Below are 23693 nucleotides of genomic sequence, written 5' to 3' on the forward strand. Positions count from 1 at the left end.
CTTTTTAAAACTACTTCAGTTGGACGGAGCGGCTGGTTTGTCCTGCTTGTCTTTCTTGCCACCACCGTTTTGCTGGAACCATGCGCGACGTTCTTCCGGGCTCATGTTCTTCAGTTTCTCTGCCATTTCCGGCGGGATGTTGCGACGCTTGCTGTCTGCCGGCGGCGCAGTTGCACCTGCACGCTGTTTCGGATCGGCGGCGATGACTTCAACCTTGCCGCCTTCACGCAAGCGGTCGGTGCCATCGATTACCACTTTTTCGCCTGCTTCCAGCTTCGCTTCAACCGCCATCCAGCCGCTATCGATGGCACCCGGTTTAACCACACGGGTGCTGACTGTGCTGTCGGCATTGACGACGTATACATAGAAGCCTTGTGCGCCGCGCAAGACTGCTGCCTGCGGCACAGTCAGTGCATCTTTTAATGTATTGAGCTGCATCACGACGCTGACCGCCTGGTTGGGGAAGAGTGCGTCGTCCAGGTTAGGGAACATCGCCTTGACCTTGATGGTGTCGGTGGTCACATCGATGGTGTTGTCAACGGTTGAAAGCTGGCCTGTCGCCAGCTTGGTTTTACCGGTGCGATCCCAGGCTTCGACCGCCATGCTTTCATTTGCACGCAAGCGGCTGGTGATGGCAGGAACGTTGGCTGACGGTACGGAAAATACCAGTGCAATCGGACGGGTCTGCGTGATGATGACGACGCCATTGGTGTCTGAAGGCTGCACGACATTGCCGAGATCCGCTTGCTTGAGACCGACGCGGCCAGCGATAGGTGCGGTGACGCGGGTGTAGGACAGCTGCAGTTTGGCGCTATCTACCGTGCCCTGGTCGGACTTGACGGTGCCTTCAAGCTGACGCACCAGCGCTTCCTGCGTATCGAGTTGCTGTTTCGGGATGGCGTCTTTGGACAGCAGATCCTTGTAACGGGCGAGGTCGATACGCGCATTATCGAGTTGTGCCTTGTCGCGTGCCAGCACACCTTCGGCCTGGCCCAGGGTTGCCTGGAATGCGCGCGGATCGATTTGCGCGAGCAATTGTCCGGCCTGAACTTGCTGGCCTTCCTTGAAGTTGATTTGCTGCAGTACGCCGCTGACCTGTACCCGCACGATGGCGGTGTTGGCAGCATTGATGCTGCCGATAGCATTGACTGTTACGCGTATATCCTGGCGTCGCGCCTCCGCGACCGATACCGGTTGCACCATATTCGGCCCGCCGAAACGCCCGCCGCCATTACCTTGCGCCGATTTATTCGCGGAAGACGGACTTTTCCACCACCAGAAACCGAGGCCTGCAGCGATGAATATGATCAGTGTCCAGATCAGGATGCGGCGGGTTTTGCCAGGACGCGTACGATGAGGGCGGGGCAGTGGTGGAGTGCTGGTGTCGGTATGGTCGGTCATGTGCGGCGGGTGATATCTGCGCGATTTGGGAGATTGATTATATTGCGCATTTACATAAAAAACCTGAGCGTTTAATTACTTTACAAAAGCGCTCAAAAGCGAAGGAATAACTTTACATACACATGCTTAAAATAGCCTGAAGCCATAGAAATGTCTGTGCAGGCGACCCGTCTGGTCGGAGTTCGGTAGAAATGAGGGCAGGAAATGAATAATTCCGTGTTTGTAGAGATTCAGTTCTTCATGCTGATAGTCTGCACCTTTGTGATTCCGATAGGTATTTACAGTTACATGATGTGGAAGCGCTCGATCTCGCGCAAGGTGGTGCTGATGTTCGGCGTGCTCCTGATCGCGGTGTCAGGCGGCAATATCTTCCTCTTGCATCTGCTGCGCATCATGGCGAAGGACACGCCATCCTTGCTCGACGATAGTATTTTTGCGTCGGAGATGTCGGTGGCGCTGTATCTGATCCCGGCCATCTTCGCCGGCATAGGCGTGAACATCATCTCGCATATATTGATCAGCCATCTGGCTGAGGCCGAGAAAAAATTCGACCGGGAACATAAAGAACGCCGGTAACGAGTACCGGCGTCCGGGTCTTACTTTATTCAGGCTTTGTGCGCCTGACGTGAGTCGCCAGGTGCTTCAGCTCGTTCATTCAAACCGTAATCGCGCAGTACATGCGCTACCCGCAAGCGGTAGTCGGCAAAGATGTGGTCGCGACCAGCAGCCTGCGCCTTGCGATGCACTTCCAGGTTGCGCCAGTTTTGCACCGCTGCTTCATCGCGCCAGTACGACAGCGACAACACCTTGTCCGGATTGGTCAGGCTCTGGAAACGTTCGACAGAAATGAATCCATCCATCTTTTCCAGGTGCGGGCGCAGTGCCGCGGCGGTGTCGAGGTAATTCTGTTTCAGTTCCGGATGGGGAATGACTTCAAAGATGACGGCTATCATTGTGATGCCTTTAGGGTAGACAAGACGCCCATGCAATTCTCCTCTTATGTTTGCCAGCTGAACTGACATATGAGTGTTATTTTAGCTGAAAATCAGTCTGTCTTGTAGCGTGCCAATACAAAAGCAACGGGCGTCCCTGCTGAACCAGAACTATTTTGAGTGATGCGAATGACCAAACATACCCAATCCAGGATATCCATGGGCGCTGGAACAGCAGTTAGTGCGGACATCTACTACATGTCTTGCTCTTTAGATGATCCAGCCATCGACGAACCATGCTCCCGTCTCTTCTTTTATCAAGATCAAACCAAGGAAAAGTGGTTCTATCATGACCAGCCGGGCTGGCGAGTCGTGTCCACCTGCCTGCTTCCAGAACACGGGACGACCCCGCGCTCAGTGGTTGCGTTGAGTGAGGAAGGCGGGATTGAGGTGTACAACAGGAATGGATCGCATGTAGAAAAGATTGTTGATGCAGGCCTGAGCGACAGCAGCAAGGGCTATGGCTATTTAAATAGAGTTCGATTGATCGGAGGAGCCCTTTTTGCTTGCGGTTACGGTGGGCAGTTATACAAAAGGGGCAGAACAGGTTGGCGGCATGTTGATCAGGGGCTTTTGCGAAAGCCGTCTCTCCCTATGCCAGCTGATCGATCAAAAATCGAAGAATGGATGAAAAATGAGGCGGAAGTAATTGATGTGTTGGACGTAAACGGAGTAAGTCAAACGGATATTTACGCCGTAGGCGACCATGGTTTCATCGCGCATTATGACGGATCCACTTGGGTAAGCTTACGGCCAAAAACGCAATCATGCCTATACAGCCTTTACATAGAGTCAGCCAATGATGTCTGGATTGCAGGGTCTCAGGGGACTTTACTCAAAGGAAATGCCCAGTCTGGCTTCCAGGCTGTATTAAGAAAGAGTACTGAGGCGGACTTCTACGCCATGACGAAATTCAATGATGAGGTCTACATAGGGGCAAGCGATGGCCTATACAAACTCCTCAGGGGCGATGTCATTGCAACAGAGCCAACCTTAAAGATGAAAATGACAGAAGTGGCAGATGTTGAGGCTAAAGAAGGGGTGCTGTGGGCGCTAGCATCCAAGCACCTGCTGCGATTCGATGGCAAAAAATGGGACATCTTTGAGCACATCGATAACACTTAACGCGTGTTATGAACTCGGTGGAGTGTTGAATTGCGCCGAATATTGCCCCGGTTTTTGCATCGAAATCTGACCCATCCAATTAATGTAATTTTGAGGCTAGGTAGATGCTAATCAGGTCTTTTTCTTCTTTTGGTCTACATGCTATTGATTTGCGCGCAGAGTTGCCCCTCTCTGACTGATCCACCTGCCACTGAAAAGATGCTGAAAGGCGACGATGCAGCCGCGGTACAACGTGCGGTTGCCGCGATGATGCAAATGAAGAAACCGGATATTGCGACGCTGGAGCGTGCATACAAAAATGCCTGAGCGGGGAATCATATCCCGACTCAGGCATTTTCATTTCTGACAGGCTGGCTTCAGGCTTCGTCGCCATACAGCTGGGCTGCAGTCACACCTACATCCAGTCGTGTCAGCGGCAATGGTTGCGGCTGTAAAGTCACGCCCAGTTTCTGATACACGGTTTCGCTGGACAGGCCATACGGTGCGGCATCCTTGTTATCGAAGGCGTAGTACACCTCGTCGACACCAGTCAGCAGCATTGCCGCCAGACACATGGGGCAGGGATGGCCGCTGGCGTAAATCACACTGCCTTTCAGGTTCGGACGTCCCAGCTTCTGGCTGGCGACGCGTATCGCTTCCATTTCCGCATGTGTGGTCGGGTCATTGGTATGCACGATATTGTTGACGCCGATGGCGATTGATTCGCCACCGACGGCCAGCACCGCACCGAATGGACGACCGCCGCGGGTTTTGTTGTCCTTGGCGAGGTTGACTGCCTGACGCAGGAATTTTTCGTGAGGGGATGGCATGTGTTGGCTCCTTTTATGATTGTTTTGCGATCTATGAATTTTTAATTTTCAGCGCGCACCGGCAGCGCGTAATAGCGCCACCATGGCGACATAATTGCGCTGCAGCGCATGCTGTAGCGGCCTGACGCCGTCTTTGTCTGCGAGATTTACATCCGCGCCTGCGGTTATCAGCAGATGCACGATTTCCTGGTGACGGATGCCGCCATCGGAAAGAATGATGGCTTCCAGCAAAGCGGTCCAGCCAAGGCGATTAATGTGATCCACTTTGACGCCTGCTTCTATCAAAGTGCGGACTACCGCCACATGGCCGCGCTCGGCAGCCGGTATCAAGGCAGTACCGCCGTAACGATTGGTGCTACTAAGGTCGGCGCCATGCGCCAGTGTCATTTTGAGTATTTCCAGTCGGCCTTGTGCGCCAGCCAGCAGGTAAGGGCTGTCTTGTCGCGCATCTTTGGCATTCACGTCGGCGCCAGCGGCGATCAGTGCACGCGCGATGGCTATGCGGTTATGGTCGGTTGCCAGCAGCAAGGGCGTGCGGCCCAATTCATCACGCGTTTCCAGTTGGCTGCGTTTGGCGGGCTGCTGCAGTATGGACTGAACGACAGTTAAATCATTGTTGGCAACGGCATTGAGCAAAGGCGTTGCATGCACAGGGAGTAAGAGCATGGAGCAGGCAAGAATGAGGAGCGAGTATAAGCGTTTCAACATAGGCGTTTGAACATCGAACGTTTCAATCTGGCAAGATGGCTTATCGGTATATACATCATTCTAGGCAGGCACTTGTGGATTTGAAAATTAAATGTTTGAATGCTGATCAGTGCCTTTGCCAATACCTGAAGTTTTATCGCATCCGGAAGCCTTCCTATATACATGTCCACCCCGATGTCAGCCTCGAAAATACTGGACCCGGTATTGTTGCGCAGTTTTCTTGCCGTCGCAGACACCGGCAGTTTCACGCGCGCCGCAGATAGTGTGCACCTGACGCAATCGACGGTGAGCCAGCAGATCCGACGTCTCGAAATCCAGTTCGGCTGCGATTTACTGGACCGTAATGGTCGCTATGTTGCCACCACACCAGAAGGCGAACGCCTGCTTGCCTATGCCCGGCGCATCATGCAATTGATGGATGAAGCGGTCGAACAGTTGACGCAAAGTGTGGAATTGGGAGAAATCCAGCTGGGCGTGCCGGAAGACTTCGCGTCACATGCCCTGACGCCGATACTGGCTGCATTCGCAGAAAACTATCCAGGCATACGACTCGAGATTACCAGTGGACTCAGCCATGAGTTGTGGCGCTTGTTCCAGCAAGGCAAACTGGATATGGCCTTGGTCAAACAACGCAAAGGCAGTGCGCCGGGTATTGCCAGCTGGCCTGAGCCGCTGTGCTGGGTTGACAGCCTGGAACGTCCTGCCGCTGCACGCAATCCGGTGCCGCTGGTAGCGTTTCCTATTGGTGGCTTGTATCGTAACGAGATGACGCATGCGCTGGATGCGACCGGGCAACGCTGGCGCATCGGCTTTGTCAGCACTAGCTTGGCCAGCGTCAGCGCGGCGGTAAAAGATGGGCTGGGCATCAGTTTGTTGCCACGTCGTATCGCGGCGCAGCACAGGATACTGGGCGAGGCGGATGGCTTTGCTGCTTTGCCTGATCTGGAACTGAGTTTGCATTTGCAGGACGGTGCCTCCACACACACCAAAACGCTGGCGACGGAATTAGTCGCCGCTTGCGACGTCATTATGGCAACATAGAAAAATTGGCATTTACTGCGCAGGACGTGTACAACGAAACCTGGTTCGCAGCTAAATGTCACAAGCAATCATTCGTATTGGTAGTGATGTAGTCGCAGGAAACAGGTATTTTTTGTTGATTGAACGATCCATATCAAAAGAGGAGCGCGCACATGAAAACCCTTCCAGTCCTTACATTATTGACAGCTGCCGTGGTCGCCACCGGCTGTGCCAGCTACGGTTCAGGTCCGACCGCAGAGGCCGTGATGCAACCAACGGCAGGCAATACTACCAACGGCGTCGTCAGCTTCAAGCAAAGTGGCGACAAAGTACTGGTCAGCGCGCGCATTACCGGCTTGTCGCCTGGTTTGCACGGTTTCCACATCCATGAAAAAGGTGATTGCAGTGCGCCTGATGGCATGAGCACAGGTGGCCACTTTAATCCTGGCGGTAAGAAACATGGCGCACCAGGGCACTCTGAACATCATGGCGGTGACTTCGGCAACCTGTCCGCTGACTCCAACGGCAATGCGTCGCTCAGCCTCAGCACCAGCCAGATCACGCTCGATCCGAATGCCGCCAACAGCATCATAGGTAAAGGCCTGATCGTGCATGCTGATCCGGATGACTTCGTCACCCAGCCTACCGGCAACTCTGGCAAGCGTCTGTCTTGTGGCGTGATCCGTCTGAAATAACAGACCTGAAAAAAACAGAAAACATAAAGTTCTTGCGTCATTCATTTGACGCAAGGCTATTCTCAGGGGACGTATATATGTTGCGTAAATTCGCAAAAACAGTCTTGCTTGGCTGCGCCTTTCTGGGTGTGGCAGGCGTGGTTACGGCAGACGAAAGCATACCGGTATATGCGGTCGCGTTACGCGGTACCGAGCCTGTTACATTGAAGGGCCGCTTACAGGGGCCGGAGAAATCGACCAAAGATTTTATTGTGCTCGTCAAGCAAGGCGAAACGCTTACAGTCAGCCTGAAGGCAAGCAAAGCCAACTCGACGTACTTCAATATCCTCCCACCGGATGATGCGACCGCTTTATTTGTCGGTGAAATGCAAGGCGCGAACGAGTGGCGGCAGCGCCTGGATGTGTCGGGCAATTACACGGTGCGGATTTATCTCAACCGCGCAGTGGCGCGCAAGGGCGTCAAATCCGATTACACCTTGAAGATTTCAGCTTCGTAGAGGTCAATACGTTCGTCGTCATATTGTCCTCATCGTGAATAGGGCGAATAAAGAGAGCGCTTGCATAGCGAACTTGTCTTATACCTGCTTCTGTTTCAGCGTGATTAGACGTTATCAGGCATGATGCGCTTCTTGTTGTTATCCTCGTCGTTACGCTCTTTACACGGATGAATTTGCATGGATAAACATATCGCGCCGGTCGCGCTGGAGAAGGCTTACAGATTGATTAACCATGGGCCGACCGTACTCGTGTCGTCCGGTCATGCAGGTGTAAGCAATGTGATGGCAGCGGCATGGTGTTGCGCACTGGATTTTGCTCCGCCTAAATTGACAGTTGTGATCGACAAGGCGACCAGGACGCGTGCGCTGGTAGAGAACAGTGGCAAGTTCGTGATCCAGGTGCCGACGGTGGCGCAACTGCAATTAACGCACGATGTAGGCAGCAAGAGCCTGTTACAGGAGCCGGACAAACTGGAACGTGCCGGCGTGGAACTGTTCCACATAGATGGTTATGAAACGCCATTCGTCGCCGGATGCTCAGCCTGGCTGGCATGCCGCCTGATACCCGAGCCACACAATCAGCAGGCATATGACCTGTTTATCGGTGAAGTCGTCGGTGCGTGGTCAGATACCCGCGTGTTCAGGGACGGACACTGGCATTTTGAAGATGCCAGCCCGGAACTGGGCAGCCTGCACTATATTGCTGGCGGCAATTTCTACGCCATCGGTCAGGTCTTGCAGGCGAATACCGATAAATAAATCTGCGTGCGTGACTGATGAATGCTGTAAAAAAGGATGCTGCGCGCATCCTTTTTTATTCCTCAATGCAGGCGCTCACGCCGCGCTTTTTCATTCCTGCGCCATTCCCAGGGCGCGACCGGGTATGCATCGGCCCACAAACCAGCACGTTTGGCTCGTGCTTCAAACTCTGCGAATTCGTATTGGCCGCGCTCTTGCGGACTTTGTTCATGCGCGTATGCCTTGTACCACCAACCGAGGCCAACTGTAATCAGTGCGAGGCCGCTATCCAGCGTCTTCGCTCCGTTCGGGGCGGAGCGGGGCGCTACCATTACCTTGCATATGTGACGCTTGTATTGATCGCGTGTATTGCACACCAGATTGGCTTGTCGGCCAAAGGTCAGATTGCTCAGGAGCTTGCGCGCACGGTTGCCGTAAGCTTGCTTGCGTTCCGGCGCATCGATACCGCCCAGTCGGACGATCATCGTTTTATACGCGCCCGGTTTGCCGCAGCGCGCTTTCAATGTGTCGCCGTCGGTGACACCAACTACCAGGCAATTTTTATAGATGCGTTCATGCAAGGGCTTGGCGCGCGGTGCAGCGGATGCCGAAGCAGTTGTCAGCAACAGGCATGACAACACTAAGGCAGGACGAAATAGGCTCTTCAAATTCATGGCTTGCGGGTAGTTCCACTCTTAAGCAGTAAGGGCAATCTCCAACTCTGCGCGATGCACTATGCAGTGTGGAGGCAGGACTATAGCAGTCAAATTACGCTTCAACGCCTGAAAACCGAAGGAGGAGTAAAATTCCACGGGTCTGTTTCAGAAAGCTTACTCGCAGGAAAGACAGTCGCAGGTGGACGTTGCTCCGCCGTATTGAATCTTCACCATATCAGCACTGCCAGGGACACACACTGTCCTTTGGTTTGTCCATGTAGCAAGTACCGTTGCCTTACATGAAAGCCGATGTTAATTAATGAATCAAGGGATTCGATAATGTTTAAAAAAAATCACCTCGCCATATTTGGCTTTATTTTTACCCTCGTAGTCACACCTCTGCACGCCGCAGAAGTAAAAAAAGTAGATGTTATGTTGATCGGTGGCGGCGTCATGAGCGCCACACTCGGAATCTGGCTCAATGAACTGGAACCCGGCTGGAGCATGGAAATGGTAGAACGTCTGGACGGCGTCGCCAAGGAAAGCTCGAATGGCTGGAACAACGCTGGTACAGGTCACTCAGCACTCGCAGAACTGAACTACACACCAGAAACCAAGGACGGCAAGATCGAGATTGCAAAAGCGATCGAAATCAATGAAGCCTTCCAGATCTCACGTCAATTCTGGGCCTGGCAAGTCAAGAACGGCGTCCTGAAGAACCCGCGCTCTTTTATCAACTCAACCCCGCACATGAGCTTCGTCTGGGGCGACGAGAATGTCAAATACCTGAAGAAACGCTACGAAGCATTGCAAGCCAGCCCTTTGTTCCGTGGCATGCAGTACTCGGAAGATCCTGAACAAATCAAGAAATGGGTGCCGCTCATGATGGAAGGCCGTCCGGCCAACCAAAAGATCGCAGCGACCTGGACGCCTATCGGTACCGACGTCAATTTTGGTGAAATCACCCGCCAATTCGTCGCCAACCTGCAAACCAAGCCTAACTTCTCGCTCAAGCTTTCCAGTGAAGTGCAAGACATCAAGCGCAATGCTGATGGGACCTGGCGCATAGGCTATAAAAACCTGAAGGATGGAACAAAAACCGAAACCGACGCCAAGTTCGTCTTCATCGGTGCGGGTGGCGGTGCCTTGCACCTGCTACAGAAATCCGGCATTCCGGAAGCCAATGAGTATGCAGGCTTCCCGGTCGGCGGCTCCTTCCTGGTAACCGAGAACCCTGCAATCGCTGAGCGTCATCTGGCGAAAGCCTATGGCAAGGCATCGGTCGGTGCGCCACCCATGTCGGTGCCGCATCTGGATACCCGTGTGCTGGATGGCAAGCGCGTGATCCTGTTTGGGCCGTTTGCGACTTTCTCTACCAAGTTCCTGAAGGAAGGTTCGTACTTCGACTTGCTGACCAGCACGACGACGCACAATGTGTGGCCTATGGTCAAAGTCGGTGTTGCAGAATACCCGCTGGTGGAATACCTGGCCGGCCAGTTGATGCTGTCGGATGATGATCGCCTGAAAGCATTGCAGGAATACTTCCCGAATGCGAAGAAAGAAGACTGGCGCTTGTGGCAGGCCGGTCAACGCGTGCAAATCATCAAGCGTGATGCCGACAAGGGCGGCGCGCTGAAACTCGGTACCGAAGTGGTGGCGTCGAAAGACGGCAGCATAGCCGGCTTGCTCGGCGCATCGCCAGGCGCATCGACCGCTGCACCTATCATGCTGGATGTACTGAAAAAAGTGTTCAAGGATAAAGTCGCTACACCAGCCTGGCAAAACAAAATCCGCCAGATCGTTCCGAGCTACGGCACCAAGCTGAATGATTCGCCGGATAAGGTTTATCAGGAATGGCTGAGCACTGGCCAGATCCTGCAACTGACACCGCCGCCCGCGATTGATCGCACGGTCGTGCCGCAAGCAGCGCCTGCGCCAGCACCTAAACGTGAAACGGCTGACTTGGCACTTTGATGCATAGGTAAGAAAACGGTACTCGGGCGAAATGTGTGCAAGCATATTTCGCCCTTATTATTTGCGTAGCAGATGGGCATAACAGACGGAACGAGAGGGCAAGACATGCACACCATCGCAAGCATCGCCACAGCACTAGTCGGCATTCTGCACATCTACATCCTGTATCTGGAAATGTTTTTATGGGATACACCGAAAGGCAGGCGTGCATTCGGCCTGACGGCAGAGTTCTCGGCGGCATCGAAAGTGCTGGCCGCGAATCAGGGCCTGTATAACGGCTTCCTCGCCGCAGGCCTGCTGTGGAGCGTGTGGCTGGGTGCTGCGGGCAACGATATCAAGATATTTTTTCTTGCTTGCGTTGTGGTGGCAGGTGTTTACGGCGGAGTGACAGCTGCGCGGAAGATAATATATGTACAGGCTTTGCCCGGACTCATCGCGCTGTTATTGGTATTGCTCGCAGGGTAATCATGGTGTCACTTCGGCTTCTGTAAACGTTTAACGAAGACCGTCATTTCCTTCACCGCCTGCAAGTCGCCGTGTTCTTGCGCGACTTTTATTCCGGTATTCCACGCCAGCTCCGCCTCATCCAGACGTTCCAGTTTCCGTAAGGCGACGCCCAGCAATTTCCATGCAGCTGAATAGGATGGATCTTGCAGTGTCGCCTGCTGCAAATGGATAACAGCGCTGGCGGCATCATCTTCCTGCAAGCAGCTGTTGCCGAGGCCGAAACGGAGCAGGGCGTTGTCGCGTCCTTCCGCCAGCAACTTCTCCAGGCGTTCGCGCATGCTCAGCTAATCCACTGGAAGTTGAAAAGGAAGAAGGCTGACAGCACCCATAGCAGCAAACTGATATGCGTCAGTTGCAGTTCACCCTGACGTATCCAGTATGCAAACCACAAACCGCCCAGATGCATCGCAAAGATGCAGGCGGCAAAACTGCATAAGGCGAGATTGAGCCAGGGCCGCGCGGCCTGCAGGTTGCCTGCGAGTGCCAGCTGATAACTGCCCAGCCAGCAAGCTAACGCGGCAGCGATTTGCAAGATGATCACGAACACCAGTGCCAGACGATGCAGGGTCGGTGAACTGATTGCACGTGTTTGCAAGGGAATATCTATGCGGGGTTCCTGCGTTAGCGGCGTCATGGCCATGGTATCGCCGACTGCCCAAACCGATGCGCGGAATGCGCGCAGGTTATTGATCGCTGCGATTGAAAGCCAATTGGCCAGGCCGATAGCAAACACGACCTGGAATAGCCAGATGGAGGTAGTGACGGACATGGAAATTCCTGAAATAAGACGCTGAATATCAAAGTATAGCCTTGGATAATAATGGCGACGCTCTGTTTAAACAAGGGCGGGATGGATCACGCCCAGGATATGTCTTGAGGGAACGAATGGGTATTGGGGAAGTAATGGCGCGGCACACGGCGCCTTAAAGAAAATTCTCGCCAGAAACAATATCAAAATTGGAGAGAAGATTTCATATGAAGATATGAGGAATCACGGTATTGATGCGATCAAAAAACCGACGCTGGACATTGCAACGAAAACTGCCTGAAAAATCAGTTCGATGAGTATTGCAAAAATTGTACAGGTAAGAATGTCTCAGCAAATCCAGGCGAGTCAGTAAGGCCCGAAAAGCCATCTCAGGATAAAAATACAGACGTGCCAATGGACTAAATAATGATGAAAACGATTGATTTCAGCAAAGAATTTTTGGGTTTCAATATCGTTGATTGTGTCGCCAGGAGTAGGGATAAGTTCTATTACCTTATCGTCCTTGCGCTTGCTCTCCACGCAAGGTCATGACAGAACTGATCACGGTTGCCGCGGCCTTGCCGTCCTCGCGCACTATCTCGCAAGTGTAATGAGTGATGGTGCGCCCGCTCTGTATCGGTTTTGCCGTAGCGCGTAGCCTGGTAGCCCAGACAGGCCGGAAGAAGTTGATTTTCAGATCGATGCTGGCAAACGATTCGCCTTCGGCCATCAGGGTTGAATGCGCCGTCCCGATTGCGGCATCTGCCAGCTCGCACATCAGACCGCCGTGCACGGTTGCCTGCTGATTGCCATGCAGGTCCGGTGACGCGTCGATCTCCACAGTTGCTGTACCCAGTCCGACTTCAACGATCCGTATACCCAAAGTTTGCGAAATAGGAGTGGGGTACTGCATATGTGTGGTATCGCCATCCTGCAAGGTGCCTGCCAATGACTTTTGCAGGTATTCCAGTACCGGGAGCTTGTTATTGGGTGCGGTCATGATGTTCCTGTGCGATGTATTTTCCTGAATCGTGTCTGACCAGGATGGCTACATAATACAAAGATTTCGGTAGCACTCAACATCCCCAGTCGTACGCGACCCTCTGCGCTTCAAGCTTGCGCTGCCTGATCCAGTCATGTGAATAGCCTCCTTGCGGCGATCTGGCCCAGCTATCCAGATACCTGGTTTCGTTCTGCACCCAGAGACACATTTCAGCGCGTTGTGCGGGCGTGGCATTCCTTGCTGCGCCGCCTGCGCCTATAGGCATGGGATTGGGTGTCGCAATGCCGGTGCCGCGCTCATCCATCCCGGCCCTGATCCTGGCTCTGGCTGCGTTTATCGTTTCCCTGTCATACGTCTGATTGCCCATGTATTCCGGCGTCGTATCGATGGTGGACTGTTTATTGGTTCCGATCGGGCAGGGGGATTCGGAATAGACGGTTTTTCCTTTGCTGACGCATTTGTAGATAGGTGCCTGGGCCATAGCCGGTGGCACGGTAAAAACAAGGGCTGCGATCAGAAAAATACTTTTCATGATTAGGGTTGGTGCTTATGGACGATGTGATGAGCTTGCTGCTACATTAAGTCGTATTTTGCCAGAGCGGCGCATTCAAGAGCCATCCCATTTATATGGCGTCGATTTTCATGATAATTTCCGACGCTACCATTCCATGACGTTTGCATTGTAGTCGTCCGAACAAGCCACTGCCCGTGTCACCATCTTGTCACAGAGGAAAACGATGTCGCAGAACGAGAACGATAAGAACAATAAATCGCGTTTGCTACGCATTTTCTCCATGATCCGGGACGTCATTTCCACTCCAGTAAAACTAGCCTGGTTGGGATTGGGCTGGGTATTGCAACAGCTGTTTGGCAAGTTCGACTGGCAAGCGCCTGCCTGGGCGCGCTGGACACAAGGACGCATGCAGCAGGCAGGCACTGCCATCCGGCAGCAACCAAAGCGCACTGCACTGTTTGCGCTGGCTTCCCTGGTGCTGATGACAGGCTCCTGGTACGCCTATGGCTGGTGGCAGGCACGGCCGCAACCGGTGGAAGTTACTTTTAAAGTCACCGCTCCGACGCGTACCGAAATTGAGCAGGAAGATCCCACCGCGCGCCTGCCTAAATCTTTGGAAATCCATTTCGATCACTCGGTCGCGCCACTGGCTGCCAGCGGCGAAGTGCTTAGCGAAGGCATTTCCACGTCGCCGACCCTGGCTGGCGTCTGGCGCTGGAGTAACGAAGATACGCTGACCTTTACACCAGCGGCTGACTGGGCAATTGGCGCGGAGTACACGGTGCGCTTCGACGCCAGGATGTTCAAGCCCGAGGTGCGCCTGGCTGAGTATCAGACCGTATTCCGTACCCCGGCCTTTACCGCATCCATAGTTCGCGCGGAGTTTTATCAGGATCCTATCAATCCCGTCACCAAACAAGGTGTGTTTGAACTGAGCTTCAGCCATCCTGTGAATACGGCCGAGCTGGAAAAACGCATAGAGTTGCAGCTCAGCGAACAGTCTGGCGGCGTACTCGGCATAGGCAAGGAAACTACGGCCTTTAGCGTCAGCTACGACAAATTCAAACTGCACGCCTATGTGCGCTCTGCAGTATTGGCTATCCCTAAGGAAAACAGTTCGCTCGGCTTCACTCTGGATAAAGGCGCCGTCGCCGTGCGCGACGGCCCGGCGCTGGACAAGCCCATGACACGCCGGATTGCCGTGCCCGGCTTGTATAGCTTGCGCGTGACGCAGGCGACGCCGCTGGTTGCCAACAACGACAAGAATGAACCAGAGCAGGTACTCATGATCAGCACCAATGCGAATGTGCATGAGCGTGAAATGAAGAAGGCAGTGCGTGCCTGGGTTTTGCCGAAAACACCTCTGGATGAACAAGGTGTACCCAAGCCCTATGAATCGGGCGATCCGGTCTATAACTGGCCGCGCAAGGACATCACGGCCCAGGTTCTGAAGCAGTCGCGTGTGTTGCCGCTGGAGCAAATCCCTGCTGAGTTTGAGTACACCAGCGAACATAACTTCAGGTACAACGCCGATGTCGGCGCGCAGATTTATGTGCAGATCGATGGCGGGATCAAGTCCTTTGGCGGCTACATCATGAGCAAGGCTGTTGCGCACGTGCTGTCTGTGCTGGCATTCCCTGCTGAAATCAAGATCCTGAGCCAGGGTTCTTTGCTCGCGATGAGTGGCGACAAGAAGGTAGCAGTACTGGTGCGCGATGTACCAGGCGTGAAGGTGGAGATCGGCCGCATCCTGCCGGCACAATTGCAGCATCTGGTGTCGCAGGCAGATGGCGATTTTGCGCATCCGCATTTTTACGGACGTTTCGGTGCAGACAACCTGACCGAACGGTTTGAATCGAAAATCCCACTGTTGGGACTGCCACAAGGCAAGGCGCATTACGAAGCCATCGATCTGAATCAGTACCTCAAGGGTGAGGGTGATGCGCGGCGCGGTATTTTCCTGCTGAATATTTCCGGCTACGATCCGCGTGCCGAGGAACGCGCGAAGAGGGAAAAAGAGCGTAACCAGCGTCAGCTTGGTGAAGCGCAAGCCAGTGATGGTGACGAGGCTGACGCGGACAGCCAGGACGCAGGCTCCACAGAGAACTATGAAAGCAAGTCTGACCAGCGCCTGGTCGTCGTGACGGATCTGGGTATCCTGGTGAAAAAATCCATTGATGGTTCGCAGGATGTCTTCGTGCAATCGATCTACACCGGCAAGCCTGTCGAAGGCGCCAGCGTCGAGATCATAGGCAAGAATGGTCAGACCTTGTTTAGCCAGAATACGGATGCCAGCGGCCGCGTGCATTTCGCCAAGATAGACGGCATGTCACGTGAACGTGCACCGTTGATGATATTGGTACGCAAGGCCGGCGACCTGAGCTTCCTGCCGTTGAATACGGCGGATCGTTCTCTGGACATGTCGCGTTTCGATGTCGGTGGCGGCAAAAATGCGAGCGTGCCAGACCAGGTTTCTGCTTATCTGTTCAGTGATCGCGGCATTTATCGCCCCGGCGATACCTTCCATATCGGCATGATCACCAAATCAGCCAACTGGAGCGGAGCTATCACTGGCTTGCCGCTGGAAGTTGAAGTCACTGATGCGCGTGGCCTGACGGTCAAACGCGAAAAAATCAAGTTGCCTGCTGGCGGCTTCAGCGAAATTTCGTATGCGACAGAAGAGAGTGCGGCTACCGGCACTTATAGCATCAACCTCTATCTGGTCAGGGATGGCAAGGCGGGCGCGCAAATCGGCAGCACCACCGTGAAAGTGCAGGAATTCCAGCCTGACCGCATGAAAGTAAATGCCAAGTTCACGACGCCGGATGGTATCGCGAGCACCGAGGGTTGGCTGCATCCACGTGATCTGAAAGTCGTGGTCAACGCGCAAAACCTGTTTGGTACGCCAGCAGAAAATCGCCGCGTGACGGCAGACCTGATATTGAGCCCGGCGTTCCCGGCCTTCAAACAATACCCTGACTATCGCTTCTACGACCCGCAACGAGCGAAAGAAGGTTACACCGATCAGCTGGGCGACCAGCAGACTGATCAGAAAGGCGATAGCACTTTCGATCTCGGCCTGGCTAAATATGCGAAAGCGACCTATCGCCTGCAATTCCTGACCCGTGCCTACGAACCGCAAGGCGGACGTGGCGTTGCGGCGGAGGTATCCGCGCTGGTCTCAGAGCTGCCTTATCTGGTCGGCTTCAAGAGTGATGGCGCGCTGGACTTCGTCAGTCGTGGCGGGCAGCGCAATGTGTCGTTGTTGGCGATAGATCCGAAAGCGCAACGCACGGCTGTTACCGGTTTGACCTTGTTGCATATGGAGCGCAAATACGTTTCCGTATTGACCAGGCAAATCGACGGTGGCTACAAATACGAGTCACGTCGCAAAGACATCCTGCTCAAGGAAACACCTCTGGTACTCCCCGCCAACGGTTACAACCTGGCGCTAGCCAGTGATACGCCGGGCAACTACGCCTACGTCATCCGCGATGCGCAAGGCGTGGAATTCAATCGTATCGACTACAGCGTTGCAGGGCAGGGCAATGTGACGCGTAACCTCGAACGCAACGCCGAGCTGCAACTGACGCTGAATAAGAAAGACTACCTGCCGGGTGAGGAAATCGAGGTCAGCATACGTGCACCGTATATCGGTGCCGGTCTGATTACGATCGAGCGCGATAAAGTGTTCACGCATCAATGGTTCCGTTCGACCACGTTGGCATCGGTACAGAAAATCCGCCTGCCGAAGGACTTTGAAGGGAATGGCTACATCAGCGTGCAATTCATACGTGATCCGTCATCCGATGAGATTTTCATGAGTCCGTTGAGTTATGGCGTCGTGCCATTCGCTACCAGCCTGGCATCGCGCACCAACAAACTCAGCCTGACCGCGCCGGATCTGGTCAAGCCGGGACAAACAATGCGCATGAAACTCACTTCATCACAGCCGACACGGGCCGTTGTGTTCGCGGTGGATGAGGGCATCTTGCAGGTGGCGCGCTACCAGACACCAGATCCGCTGGGATTCTTCTTCCAGAAGCGCATGCTGGAAGTGCGCAGCTCGCAGATACTGGATCTGATCCTGCCTGAATTCAAACGCCTGATGGCGATCAGCGCACCGGGTGGTGACGGTGACGGCGGCATAGGCAAGCATTTAAATCCGTTCAAACGCAAGCACGACAAACCGGCCGTTTATTGGTCCGGCATCGTCGATGTTAACGGCAGCAAGGAATTCAGCTATCAGGTGCCGGATACCTTCAATGGCAGCATGCGCATCATGGCAGTCGCCATCGATGACAAAACCATAGGAACAGCGCAAACAAAAGCCCTGGTACGCGGTGACTTTGTCATCTCGCCGAATGTGCCGCTCGCGGTAGCACCGGGTGATGAATTTGATGTCACAGTCGGCGTGTCTAACAACGTCGCTGGTTCCGGCAAGGATGCTGCTGTCAGCCTGGCATTGAAAACCTCGCCCCATCTTGCAGTAATAGGTGGCAGTGGCGCTGATGGCGTACAGACGCTAAAGATAGGTGAATCGCGCGAAGGTGTGGCCACCTACCGCATCAAGGCGCTGGACGGCGCGCAGACCATGCTGGGTTCTGCTTCACTGAGCTTTACTGCCAGCCTCGGTGGCAAGCAAAGCAAGCTGAGTACCGATGTCTCTGTACGTCCGGCGACGGCACGTTATACGCAGGTTACTGCAGGTAATTTCACCAGTTCGACCGAGGTGCAGGTCAAACGCAGCCTGTATCCGCAATATCGTGTGCTGGAAGCCGGCGTGTCTTCCTTGCCACTGGTGCTGAGTAATGGCTTGTCGGCTTATCTGGCGAACTTTCCGCATCTGTGTACCGAGCAAATGATCAGCCAGGCGATACCCGCGCTGATTTCATCCAAACGTCCCGAGTTCTTCAAGGGGCCAGCGGCACTGCCTGCTGCACGCAGCTTTACCGATGCAATCAAGTTCCTGCGCACACGCCAGAATGCAGAAGGTGGCTTTGGCCTGTGGACGGCATCGATAGAGTCGGATGAATTTGTCTCTGTCTATGCCGCACACCTGCTGCTGGAAGCGCACGAACAAGGTGAAAGCGTGCCAGCAGATATGCTGCAGAAATCCATGGCCTACATCCAGCGTCTGGCCACCAGCCCGGGTTCCGGTTTACCGGAACTGCGCGTGCGTGCCTATGCAGCTTATTTGTTGACGCGGCAGATGGTCGTGACGACGCCTATCTTGAGCGGCATACGTGAATCGCTGGAAGCCAGCTATCCGAAACTATGGAAGTCGGATCTGGCTGCAGCCTACCTAGCGGCGGCCTATCAATTGCAGAAGCAGGACAAGGTCGCGGGCGCGCTGATGGACGTGCAGGTCGAGCAATTGATCAAGTCCGGCAAAGAAAAAACCGATCCGGCTTTCAGTGCCTACTATGGAACCGGCATACGCAATGCGCAGGCCTTGTATCTGCTGGCGCGTCACTTCCCGGCACGCGTCAAAAACCTGCCGCCCGCGGCAATGACAACCCTGGTGCAGCCTATCGTTGACGGCTACTACAACACCTTGTCCAGTGCTTACCTGATCATGGCCTTTGATGCGTATGCGTCGGTGGCAGATCCGGCCGTACTAGGCAAACTGGGTATCGCCGAAATCAATGCTGCCGGCAAGCAAACGGCACTCAGCCTGCCAGCCAACCTGGTGCCGCGTGTCCCGTTCTCGGCGGATGCCAGCAAGCTACGCCTGAGCAACGATAGTAGTGCACAAACGTATTACTCCATTGTTGAAAGCGGCTTCGACAAAGCACCGCTGAAAGAGGAAATGCGTGCGGGTCTGGAAGTGCAGCGTGAGTTCCTCGGAGCAGATGGCAAGGCTGTGAGCAGCGTCAATGTCGGCGATGAAATCACCGTGCGCCTGCGCGTCCGTACGACTGCGCGTGACTACGTTCCAAGCGTGGCCTTGATAGACCTCACGCCGGGCGGATTCGAGCCCGTGCTTGACGCCGGTATGACACAGGAAAACGAAGCCGAAGAAGGAGATGAAGTATCGCCTATGGCTATCCTGTCCGGCGGACGTGCGACCGGCGCTCTTGAATATGTGGATGTACGCGAAGACCGGGTCGTGTTCTACGGCACCGTAGGTAAGGACATAAGCGAAATCAGTTACCGCATCAAAGCCACTAACAGCGGTCGCTTCCTGGTGCCACCGGCCTACGCTGAATCGATGTATGAACGCAGCGTGCAAGCACGCTCCGCTGGTGGACGGATCATGACGGTAACCGCACCGGCCAAGAAGTAGCGTATGGAGGAGGGCAGCAAGCAAAAAAGCAAATGGTATCGACCATCCCGTCGCTGGATGGTCGGTGCAGGACTGCTGGCTACAGTACTGTTCTTGCTGCGCATCCTGCCGCATGCACCACTGAGCGGGGTTGCACCGACCTCGGCTGCGATCTATGCCCGTAGCGGCGAGTTAATGCGTTTGTCGCTGGCTGCGGACGATCAATATCGTATCTGGACACCTTTATCTGAAATGGATCCGCGCCTGATTGACGCGGTATTGCTATATGAAGACAAATGGTTTTACTGGCACCCAGGCGTCAATCCGGTAGCCATAGGCAGGGCGCTAACATCCACGCTGGGCAACGGTGTACGGCAAGGCGCATCGACCATCAGCATGCAACTGGCGCGCCGCGTATATGGCATACGTAGCCAGCAGCCGCTCGGCAAACTCAGGCAAATTGCCGCGGCATTGTGGCTGGAACTACGTTACAGCAAACGCGAAATACTCGAGGCATATCTCAACCTGGCACCTTATGGCGGCAATATCGAAGGCGTCGCCACTGCCAGCCTTATTTATTTCCATAAGCGTGTCGGTCACCTGAGCCTGCCGGAAATACTGACGCTGGCCATCATCCCGCAAAACCCGAGCAAGCGCGGCGGCATGCAACGCCAGACCGCTGCCAACAGATACAGCTCATTGCCGGAGCCACGTGACCAGGCACGTCGCCGCCTGGCGCAACTTTGGCTGCAAGAACACCCTGAACTGCAGAACTACCAAAACGAACTGCATGCACCGCAAAGGCTATACGGCACCAACAACATGCCGTTCCTGGCACCACATGCCACGGACTATCTATTGCGCAGCCAGCGATCCGGCGAAATCTGGAGCAGTGTGGAGCTGCGGCAACAGGCAGCGCTGGAACGCATCATCCATCAGTTCATCGCCAATCACGGCGGCGCAGGCATCAACAACGCATCGGCAATGCTGATAGAGCGCCAGACCGGTGAAGTCCGGGCTTTGGTCGGCTCATCCAACTACTTTGGCGCTGCGATAGAAGGCCAGGTAAACGGCACACAAGCCAAGCGCTCACCCGGATCCACGCTCAAACCATTCATCTACGCGCTCGGACTCGATCAGGGCTTGATACATCCGATGAGCATGCTGAAGGACGCACCCGCCAGATTCGGCCCCTTCAGTCCGGAAAACTTTGATGGCCGTTTTGTCGGGCCTATCTCTGCACAGTTGGCGCTGATACGCAGCCGCAATGTCCCGGCCGTTACCTTGATGTCGCAACTATCCAAGCCGAGCCTGTATGAATTTTTGCAGCAAGCAGGTGTCTCCAAAATGGCAGCCGAGCGCCACTACGGCCTGGCGCTGGCACTAGGCGGCGGTGAATTGACGATGGAGGAACTAGGGCGCTTGTACCTGATGCTGGGTAACGGTGGCCTGGTTAAACCACTCAGCTATACCAGGACGACTGCAAACACCGAAACTAACGAAAAAAGCCGACCGCAAGCAAGCGCATCGCAGCGCTTATTATCTGAAGAAGCAGCCTTCCTTACTCTGCAAATGCTGCAGGAAAACCCGCGCCCGGAAACAGGTGAACCATCTCAACCAGCAGTCGCCTGGAAAACCGGTACTTCATGGGGTTTTCGTGATGCGTGGACGGTCGGCATCTTTGGTCGTTACGTCTTGCTGGTTTGGGTCGGCAACTTCAATGGCGCAGGCAATCCTGCCTTCGTCGGTGTGCAAACGGCGGCACCGTTATTCTTCCGCATCGTCGATGGCTTACGCTTGCAAACACCGGATGCCGCTATGCCTCTCAGCAAACAACCGCAGAACGTCAAACGTGTAGACGTATGCCGCGCCAGTGGTGATCTGCCGAACGCTTTTTGTCCGGACCTCACGCCGACCTGGTTCATCCCGGGTAAATCCCCGATCAAAGTCAGCGATCTGCATCGGGCGGTACAAATAGACAGCCGAACTGGCCTGGCCACGTGCAGCAAGGGGCCATATACCAAAACCGAAGTCTATGAATACTGGCCGACCGACATGCAGAAGCTATTCAGGGATGCCGGCATGCCGCGTCGCCAGCCGCCAGCAGAAGTAAGCTGCGACCAGGCTGATATGCGTGCGTCTGGTGGTGGTAGCGTGACGATTACTGCACCCGCCACGTCGGCAACTTACACATTGCGCCTGTCGAAGACCGCACCAATTATCCTGAGCGCGAGTGCGGTCAATGCGCGCCAGGATCTGTTCTGGTTTGCGAATGGCGGACTGATCGGCAAAGCACGCGCCGGGAACTCCATCAACTGGCTACCGGCCACACCGGGGAATTACCAGATTCGGGTTATCGATCAGGACGGGCGCTCGGATGGGCGTGAGGTGGTGGTGGAGTTTGTGCCGTAATCTGCATTGTTTGCGTTCGTACGTAATTTTACATAACACAAATTATACGAAGTTTATCTATGCGGATTGCAACCAACGATCACCTTTTATGGAGGCTGCGGAACTAAAGTTGTAAATTTGGGGGAACTAAAGATGTAAAATCTACCCCTTCGCATAGTTTTAACAACTTTACTTCCGATTCGGGTCCACTCGAACAGAGCCTTTAATCTAGAGATTTCGAGAGCGAACATTGCCCCTAGTTACGAATTGAGTAATCGGTGTGTAGTTTGGCATCCGATTCGGCAACGGCAAGTAATGTGTTTTTTATAAATTCAATAGGCAACTCAGGGTTGTCTTCAGCGGCCTTTCCCAAGCGAGCCCAGTATTCAATCTGCTGCGAAACTGACCTATGCGCCGCAACAGCGTATGGCGTAGCAAGATCAATTAATTCATCCGACAATTTCAACGTTGCAGCCATAATTCTCACCTATAGACTTACTGAGCAGAGCTTTTAGCTGATTGTCGTACTTTCAGCGGAAAATTTGGTTCGTGCTGCGCGCTGTTTAACGTTTCGGTCATCCAACTAATAAACGCACTCCACCCGGATTCAGTTAGTGCCATTCCTTCAGTTGGGTAGAGCTTTACCAAGGCAACAGGACCACTCATTAGTTCTATTGGCAATTCATCGATCCATTTTGCAATGATGCCTTCTAGCTCAAATGGCACATTCTTGATCAAAATACAGTTCTCTCCAGCAATGACTTCGAATCCCAATCCTCGCTGAAACCCGCAATGTAATGATCGAATTTTTTGACTGATGCTCATATTTTTACCAAAAATCAATTTTATTAATAAACGAACTTCCTTGAACGAACCTATGTGCAAAAGACCTATCTGCGAACTTAATATGTCGCCAAATTCATTTTTTACGACGCTCAGGAAATGATCCGCCTGTTTTAAATAAATTAAGAATTTACTGAAGTCATATCAACGGAGATTTTGTTAGCCGCTGCTTTCAGAAATTTGTTTAATTCAATCAAAACTTCCCAACTTTTCCCTGCCGTATCGTCGGCTAAATAGACAGCTTCCTCTGTCAATAAAATGTTCTTGGTGTCTGCGCGTTTGAACGATTCCAAAACAAGATCATAAAAAGGTAAACGATATGCTTGGGATAAACTGCCGTTGCCTGCTGCATGCCATTCAATAGTGTGGGCGTGCATGATGTAATTACATGCATCTCTCAAACCAAAATTAAGCACGCCATTGCCAGACCCCAGTAAATGGAAGCCAACGCGTTCTTTATCTCCTACTACCCTGCCCTTTAAGGTTGAGCGCTCATCTGCAGAAAGTGAACGCCATTCCGTGTCTTGTATCCTTCTAACAGAACTTGCAATGGATACCAAAAGATGGGCTGCCTCATTACTAAAGTACTTTTGGTGAAGCTCATTCAGCCATTTATTGTCGTTAAGCGTAGGGCTATTTATATTGGCGCGATACTCAATCATTAACATGAGGCGGTAAATATCGCGTAAAACAATTTCGTAATCGAACCAGGCGGCGGAGGGCTGCATGCTTCTATGCCAAAAAGTGCGACAAACCTATTTCGCAGAAAAAGTTAGAGAACATTTTTTATCTCCAAAAGCGGGT

General features: G+C 53.6%; 22 protein-coding genes. 10 read left to right on the forward strand and 12 right to left on the reverse strand.

Annotated features, from left to right (window positions below; all coding sequences use genetic code 11):
• Nucleotides 1-15: 15 nt before the first annotated feature.
• Nucleotides 16-1401: an MdtA/MuxA family multidrug efflux RND transporter periplasmic adaptor subunit gene (locus DBR37_RS08890; protein WP_124574067.1), complete on the reverse strand. Its 1386-nt coding sequence runs from the start codon at nt 1399-1401 to the stop codon at nt 16-18.
• Between the two features lie 204 nt (nt 1402-1605).
• On the opposite strand from DBR37_RS08890, the gene DBR37_RS08895 reads away from it, so the two are divergent.
• On the forward strand, nt 1606-1977 hold the full coding sequence (locus tag DBR37_RS08895; RefSeq protein ID WP_124574068.1) for a hypothetical protein: 372 nt from the start codon (nt 1606-1608) through the stop codon (nt 1975-1977).
• Between the two features lie 29 nt (nt 1978-2006).
• Here DBR37_RS08895 and DBR37_RS08900 read toward each other — a convergent pair whose 3' ends face one another.
• Entirely contained in the window at nt 2007-2354 is a 348-nt protein-coding gene (locus tag DBR37_RS08900) for an antibiotic biosynthesis monooxygenase (RefSeq protein WP_124574069.1), read from the reverse strand.
• Between the two features lie 168 nt (nt 2355-2522).
• Between DBR37_RS08900 and DBR37_RS08905 the strand changes: the two genes are divergently transcribed.
• A complete protein-coding gene (locus DBR37_RS08905; RefSeq protein ID WP_124574070.1) occupies nt 2523-3518 on the forward strand; it encodes a hypothetical protein in 996 nt (331 codons plus the stop codon).
• Nucleotides 3519-3874: 356 nt separating this feature from the next.
• Here DBR37_RS08905 and DBR37_RS08915 read toward each other — a convergent pair whose 3' ends face one another.
• On the reverse strand, nt 3875-4327 hold the full coding sequence (locus DBR37_RS08915; protein WP_124574071.1) for a nucleoside deaminase: 453 nt from the start codon (nt 4325-4327) through the stop codon (nt 3875-3877).
• Between the two features lie 48 nt (nt 4328-4375).
• Complete coding sequence (locus tag DBR37_RS08920; protein ID WP_233588317.1) at nt 4376-4993, reverse strand: ankyrin repeat domain-containing protein; 618 nt, start codon at nt 4991-4993, stop codon at nt 4376-4378.
• 216 nt (nt 4994-5209) lie between these two features.
• Here DBR37_RS08920 and DBR37_RS08925 point away from each other — a divergent pair, with 216 nt between their 5' ends.
• The 4 genes from DBR37_RS08925 (at nt 5210) to DBR37_RS08940 (ending at nt 8006) form a co-directional block, all read left to right on the forward strand.
• Nucleotides 5210-6076, forward strand: coding sequence for a LysR substrate-binding domain-containing protein (locus DBR37_RS08925; protein WP_124574073.1), 867 nt, complete (start codon nt 5210-5212; stop codon nt 6074-6076).
• A gap of 152 nt (nt 6077-6228) precedes the next feature.
• Nucleotides 6229-6750: a superoxide dismutase family protein gene (locus DBR37_RS08930; RefSeq protein WP_124574074.1), complete on the forward strand. Its 522-nt coding sequence runs from the start codon at nt 6229-6231 to the stop codon at nt 6748-6750.
• Nucleotides 6751-6827: 77 nt separating this feature from the next.
• Nucleotides 6828-7247, forward strand: a complete 420-nt coding sequence (locus DBR37_RS08935; RefSeq protein WP_124574075.1) for a hypothetical protein — start codon at nt 6828-6830, stop codon at nt 7245-7247.
• Between the two features lie 177 nt (nt 7248-7424).
• Entirely contained in the window at nt 7425-8006 is a 582-nt protein-coding gene (locus tag DBR37_RS08940) for a flavin reductase family protein (RefSeq protein ID WP_124574076.1), read from the forward strand.
• A gap of 62 nt (nt 8007-8068) precedes the next feature.
• Here the strand turns inward: DBR37_RS08940 and DBR37_RS08945 are convergent, their stop codons facing one another.
• Nucleotides 8069-8659: a thermonuclease family protein gene (locus DBR37_RS08945; RefSeq protein ID WP_124574077.1), complete on the reverse strand. Its 591-nt coding sequence runs from the start codon at nt 8657-8659 to the stop codon at nt 8069-8071.
• Nucleotides 8660-8980: 321 nt separating this feature from the next.
• Here DBR37_RS08945 and mqo point away from each other — a divergent pair, with 321 nt between their 5' ends.
• Together mqo and DBR37_RS08955 are read left to right on the forward strand one after the other, a co-directional pair.
• The gene (mqo, locus tag DBR37_RS08950) at nt 8981-10615 is read left to right on the forward strand and encodes a malate dehydrogenase (quinone) (RefSeq protein ID WP_124574078.1); all 1635 of its coding nucleotides are present in this window, start codon (nt 8981-8983) and stop codon (nt 10613-10615) included.
• Between the two features lie 105 nt (nt 10616-10720).
• Entirely contained in the window at nt 10721-11080 is a 360-nt protein-coding gene (locus DBR37_RS08955) for a DUF1304 domain-containing protein (RefSeq protein WP_124574079.1), read from the forward strand.
• Nucleotides 11081-11088: 8 nt separating this feature from the next.
• Here DBR37_RS08955 and DBR37_RS08960 read toward each other — a convergent pair whose 3' ends face one another.
• From DBR37_RS08960 to DBR37_RS08975, 4 genes are all read right to left on the reverse strand, one after another.
• A complete protein-coding gene (locus tag DBR37_RS08960; RefSeq protein ID WP_124574080.1) occupies nt 11089-11400 on the reverse strand; it encodes a tetratricopeptide repeat protein in 312 nt (103 codons plus the stop codon).
• A gap of 2 nt (nt 11401-11402) precedes the next feature.
• On the reverse strand, nt 11403-11891 hold the full coding sequence (locus DBR37_RS08965) for a DUF2165 family protein (protein WP_124574081.1): 489 nt from the start codon (nt 11889-11891) through the stop codon (nt 11403-11405).
• A 493-nt stretch (nt 11892-12384) separates the two neighbouring features.
• Nucleotides 12385-12870: a PaaI family thioesterase gene (locus DBR37_RS08970; RefSeq protein ID WP_124574082.1), complete on the reverse strand. Its 486-nt coding sequence runs from the start codon at nt 12868-12870 to the stop codon at nt 12385-12387.
• Nucleotides 12871-12946: 76 nt separating this feature from the next.
• Nucleotides 12947-13405, reverse strand: a complete 459-nt coding sequence (locus tag DBR37_RS08975) for a DUF4124 domain-containing protein (protein WP_124574083.1) — start codon at nt 13403-13405, stop codon at nt 12947-12949.
• A 205-nt stretch (nt 13406-13610) separates the two neighbouring features.
• On the opposite strand from DBR37_RS08975, the gene DBR37_RS08980 reads away from it, so the two are divergent.
• Nucleotides 13611-19676, forward strand: a complete 6066-nt coding sequence (locus DBR37_RS08980) for an alpha-2-macroglobulin (protein WP_124574084.1) — start codon at nt 13611-13613, stop codon at nt 19674-19676.
• Nucleotides 19677-19679: 3 nt separating this feature from the next.
• Nucleotides 19680-22067 carry a penicillin-binding protein 1C gene (gene pbpC, locus DBR37_RS08985; protein WP_233588318.1) on the forward strand — a complete coding sequence of 796 codons (2388 nt, stop codon included), beginning with the start codon at nt 19680-19682 and terminating at the stop codon, nt 22065-22067.
• A 235-nt stretch (nt 22068-22302) separates the two neighbouring features.
• Here pbpC and DBR37_RS08990 read toward each other — a convergent pair whose 3' ends face one another.
• The 3 genes from DBR37_RS08990 to DBR37_RS09000 form a co-directional block, all read right to left on the reverse strand.
• Entirely contained in the window at nt 22303-22524 is a 222-nt protein-coding gene (locus tag DBR37_RS08990; RefSeq protein WP_124574085.1) for a hypothetical protein, read from the reverse strand.
• Between the two features lie 17 nt (nt 22525-22541).
• On the reverse strand, nt 22542-22871 hold the full coding sequence (locus DBR37_RS08995) for a hypothetical protein (RefSeq protein ID WP_124574086.1): 330 nt from the start codon (nt 22869-22871) through the stop codon (nt 22542-22544).
• A 140-nt stretch (nt 22872-23011) separates the two neighbouring features.
• Nucleotides 23012-23617 (reverse strand): hypothetical protein, encoded by a 606-nt coding sequence (locus DBR37_RS09000; RefSeq protein ID WP_124574087.1) that lies wholly within the window; start codon nt 23615-23617, stop codon nt 23012-23014.
• Nucleotides 23618-23693 lie beyond the last annotated feature (76 nt).

Origin of the sequence: Herminiimonas sp. KBW02, from assembly GCF_003852535.1 — a bacterium.
In the GTDB taxonomy this organism is placed as follows: domain Bacteria; phylum Pseudomonadota; class Gammaproteobacteria; order Burkholderiales; family Burkholderiaceae_D; genus Oxalicibacterium.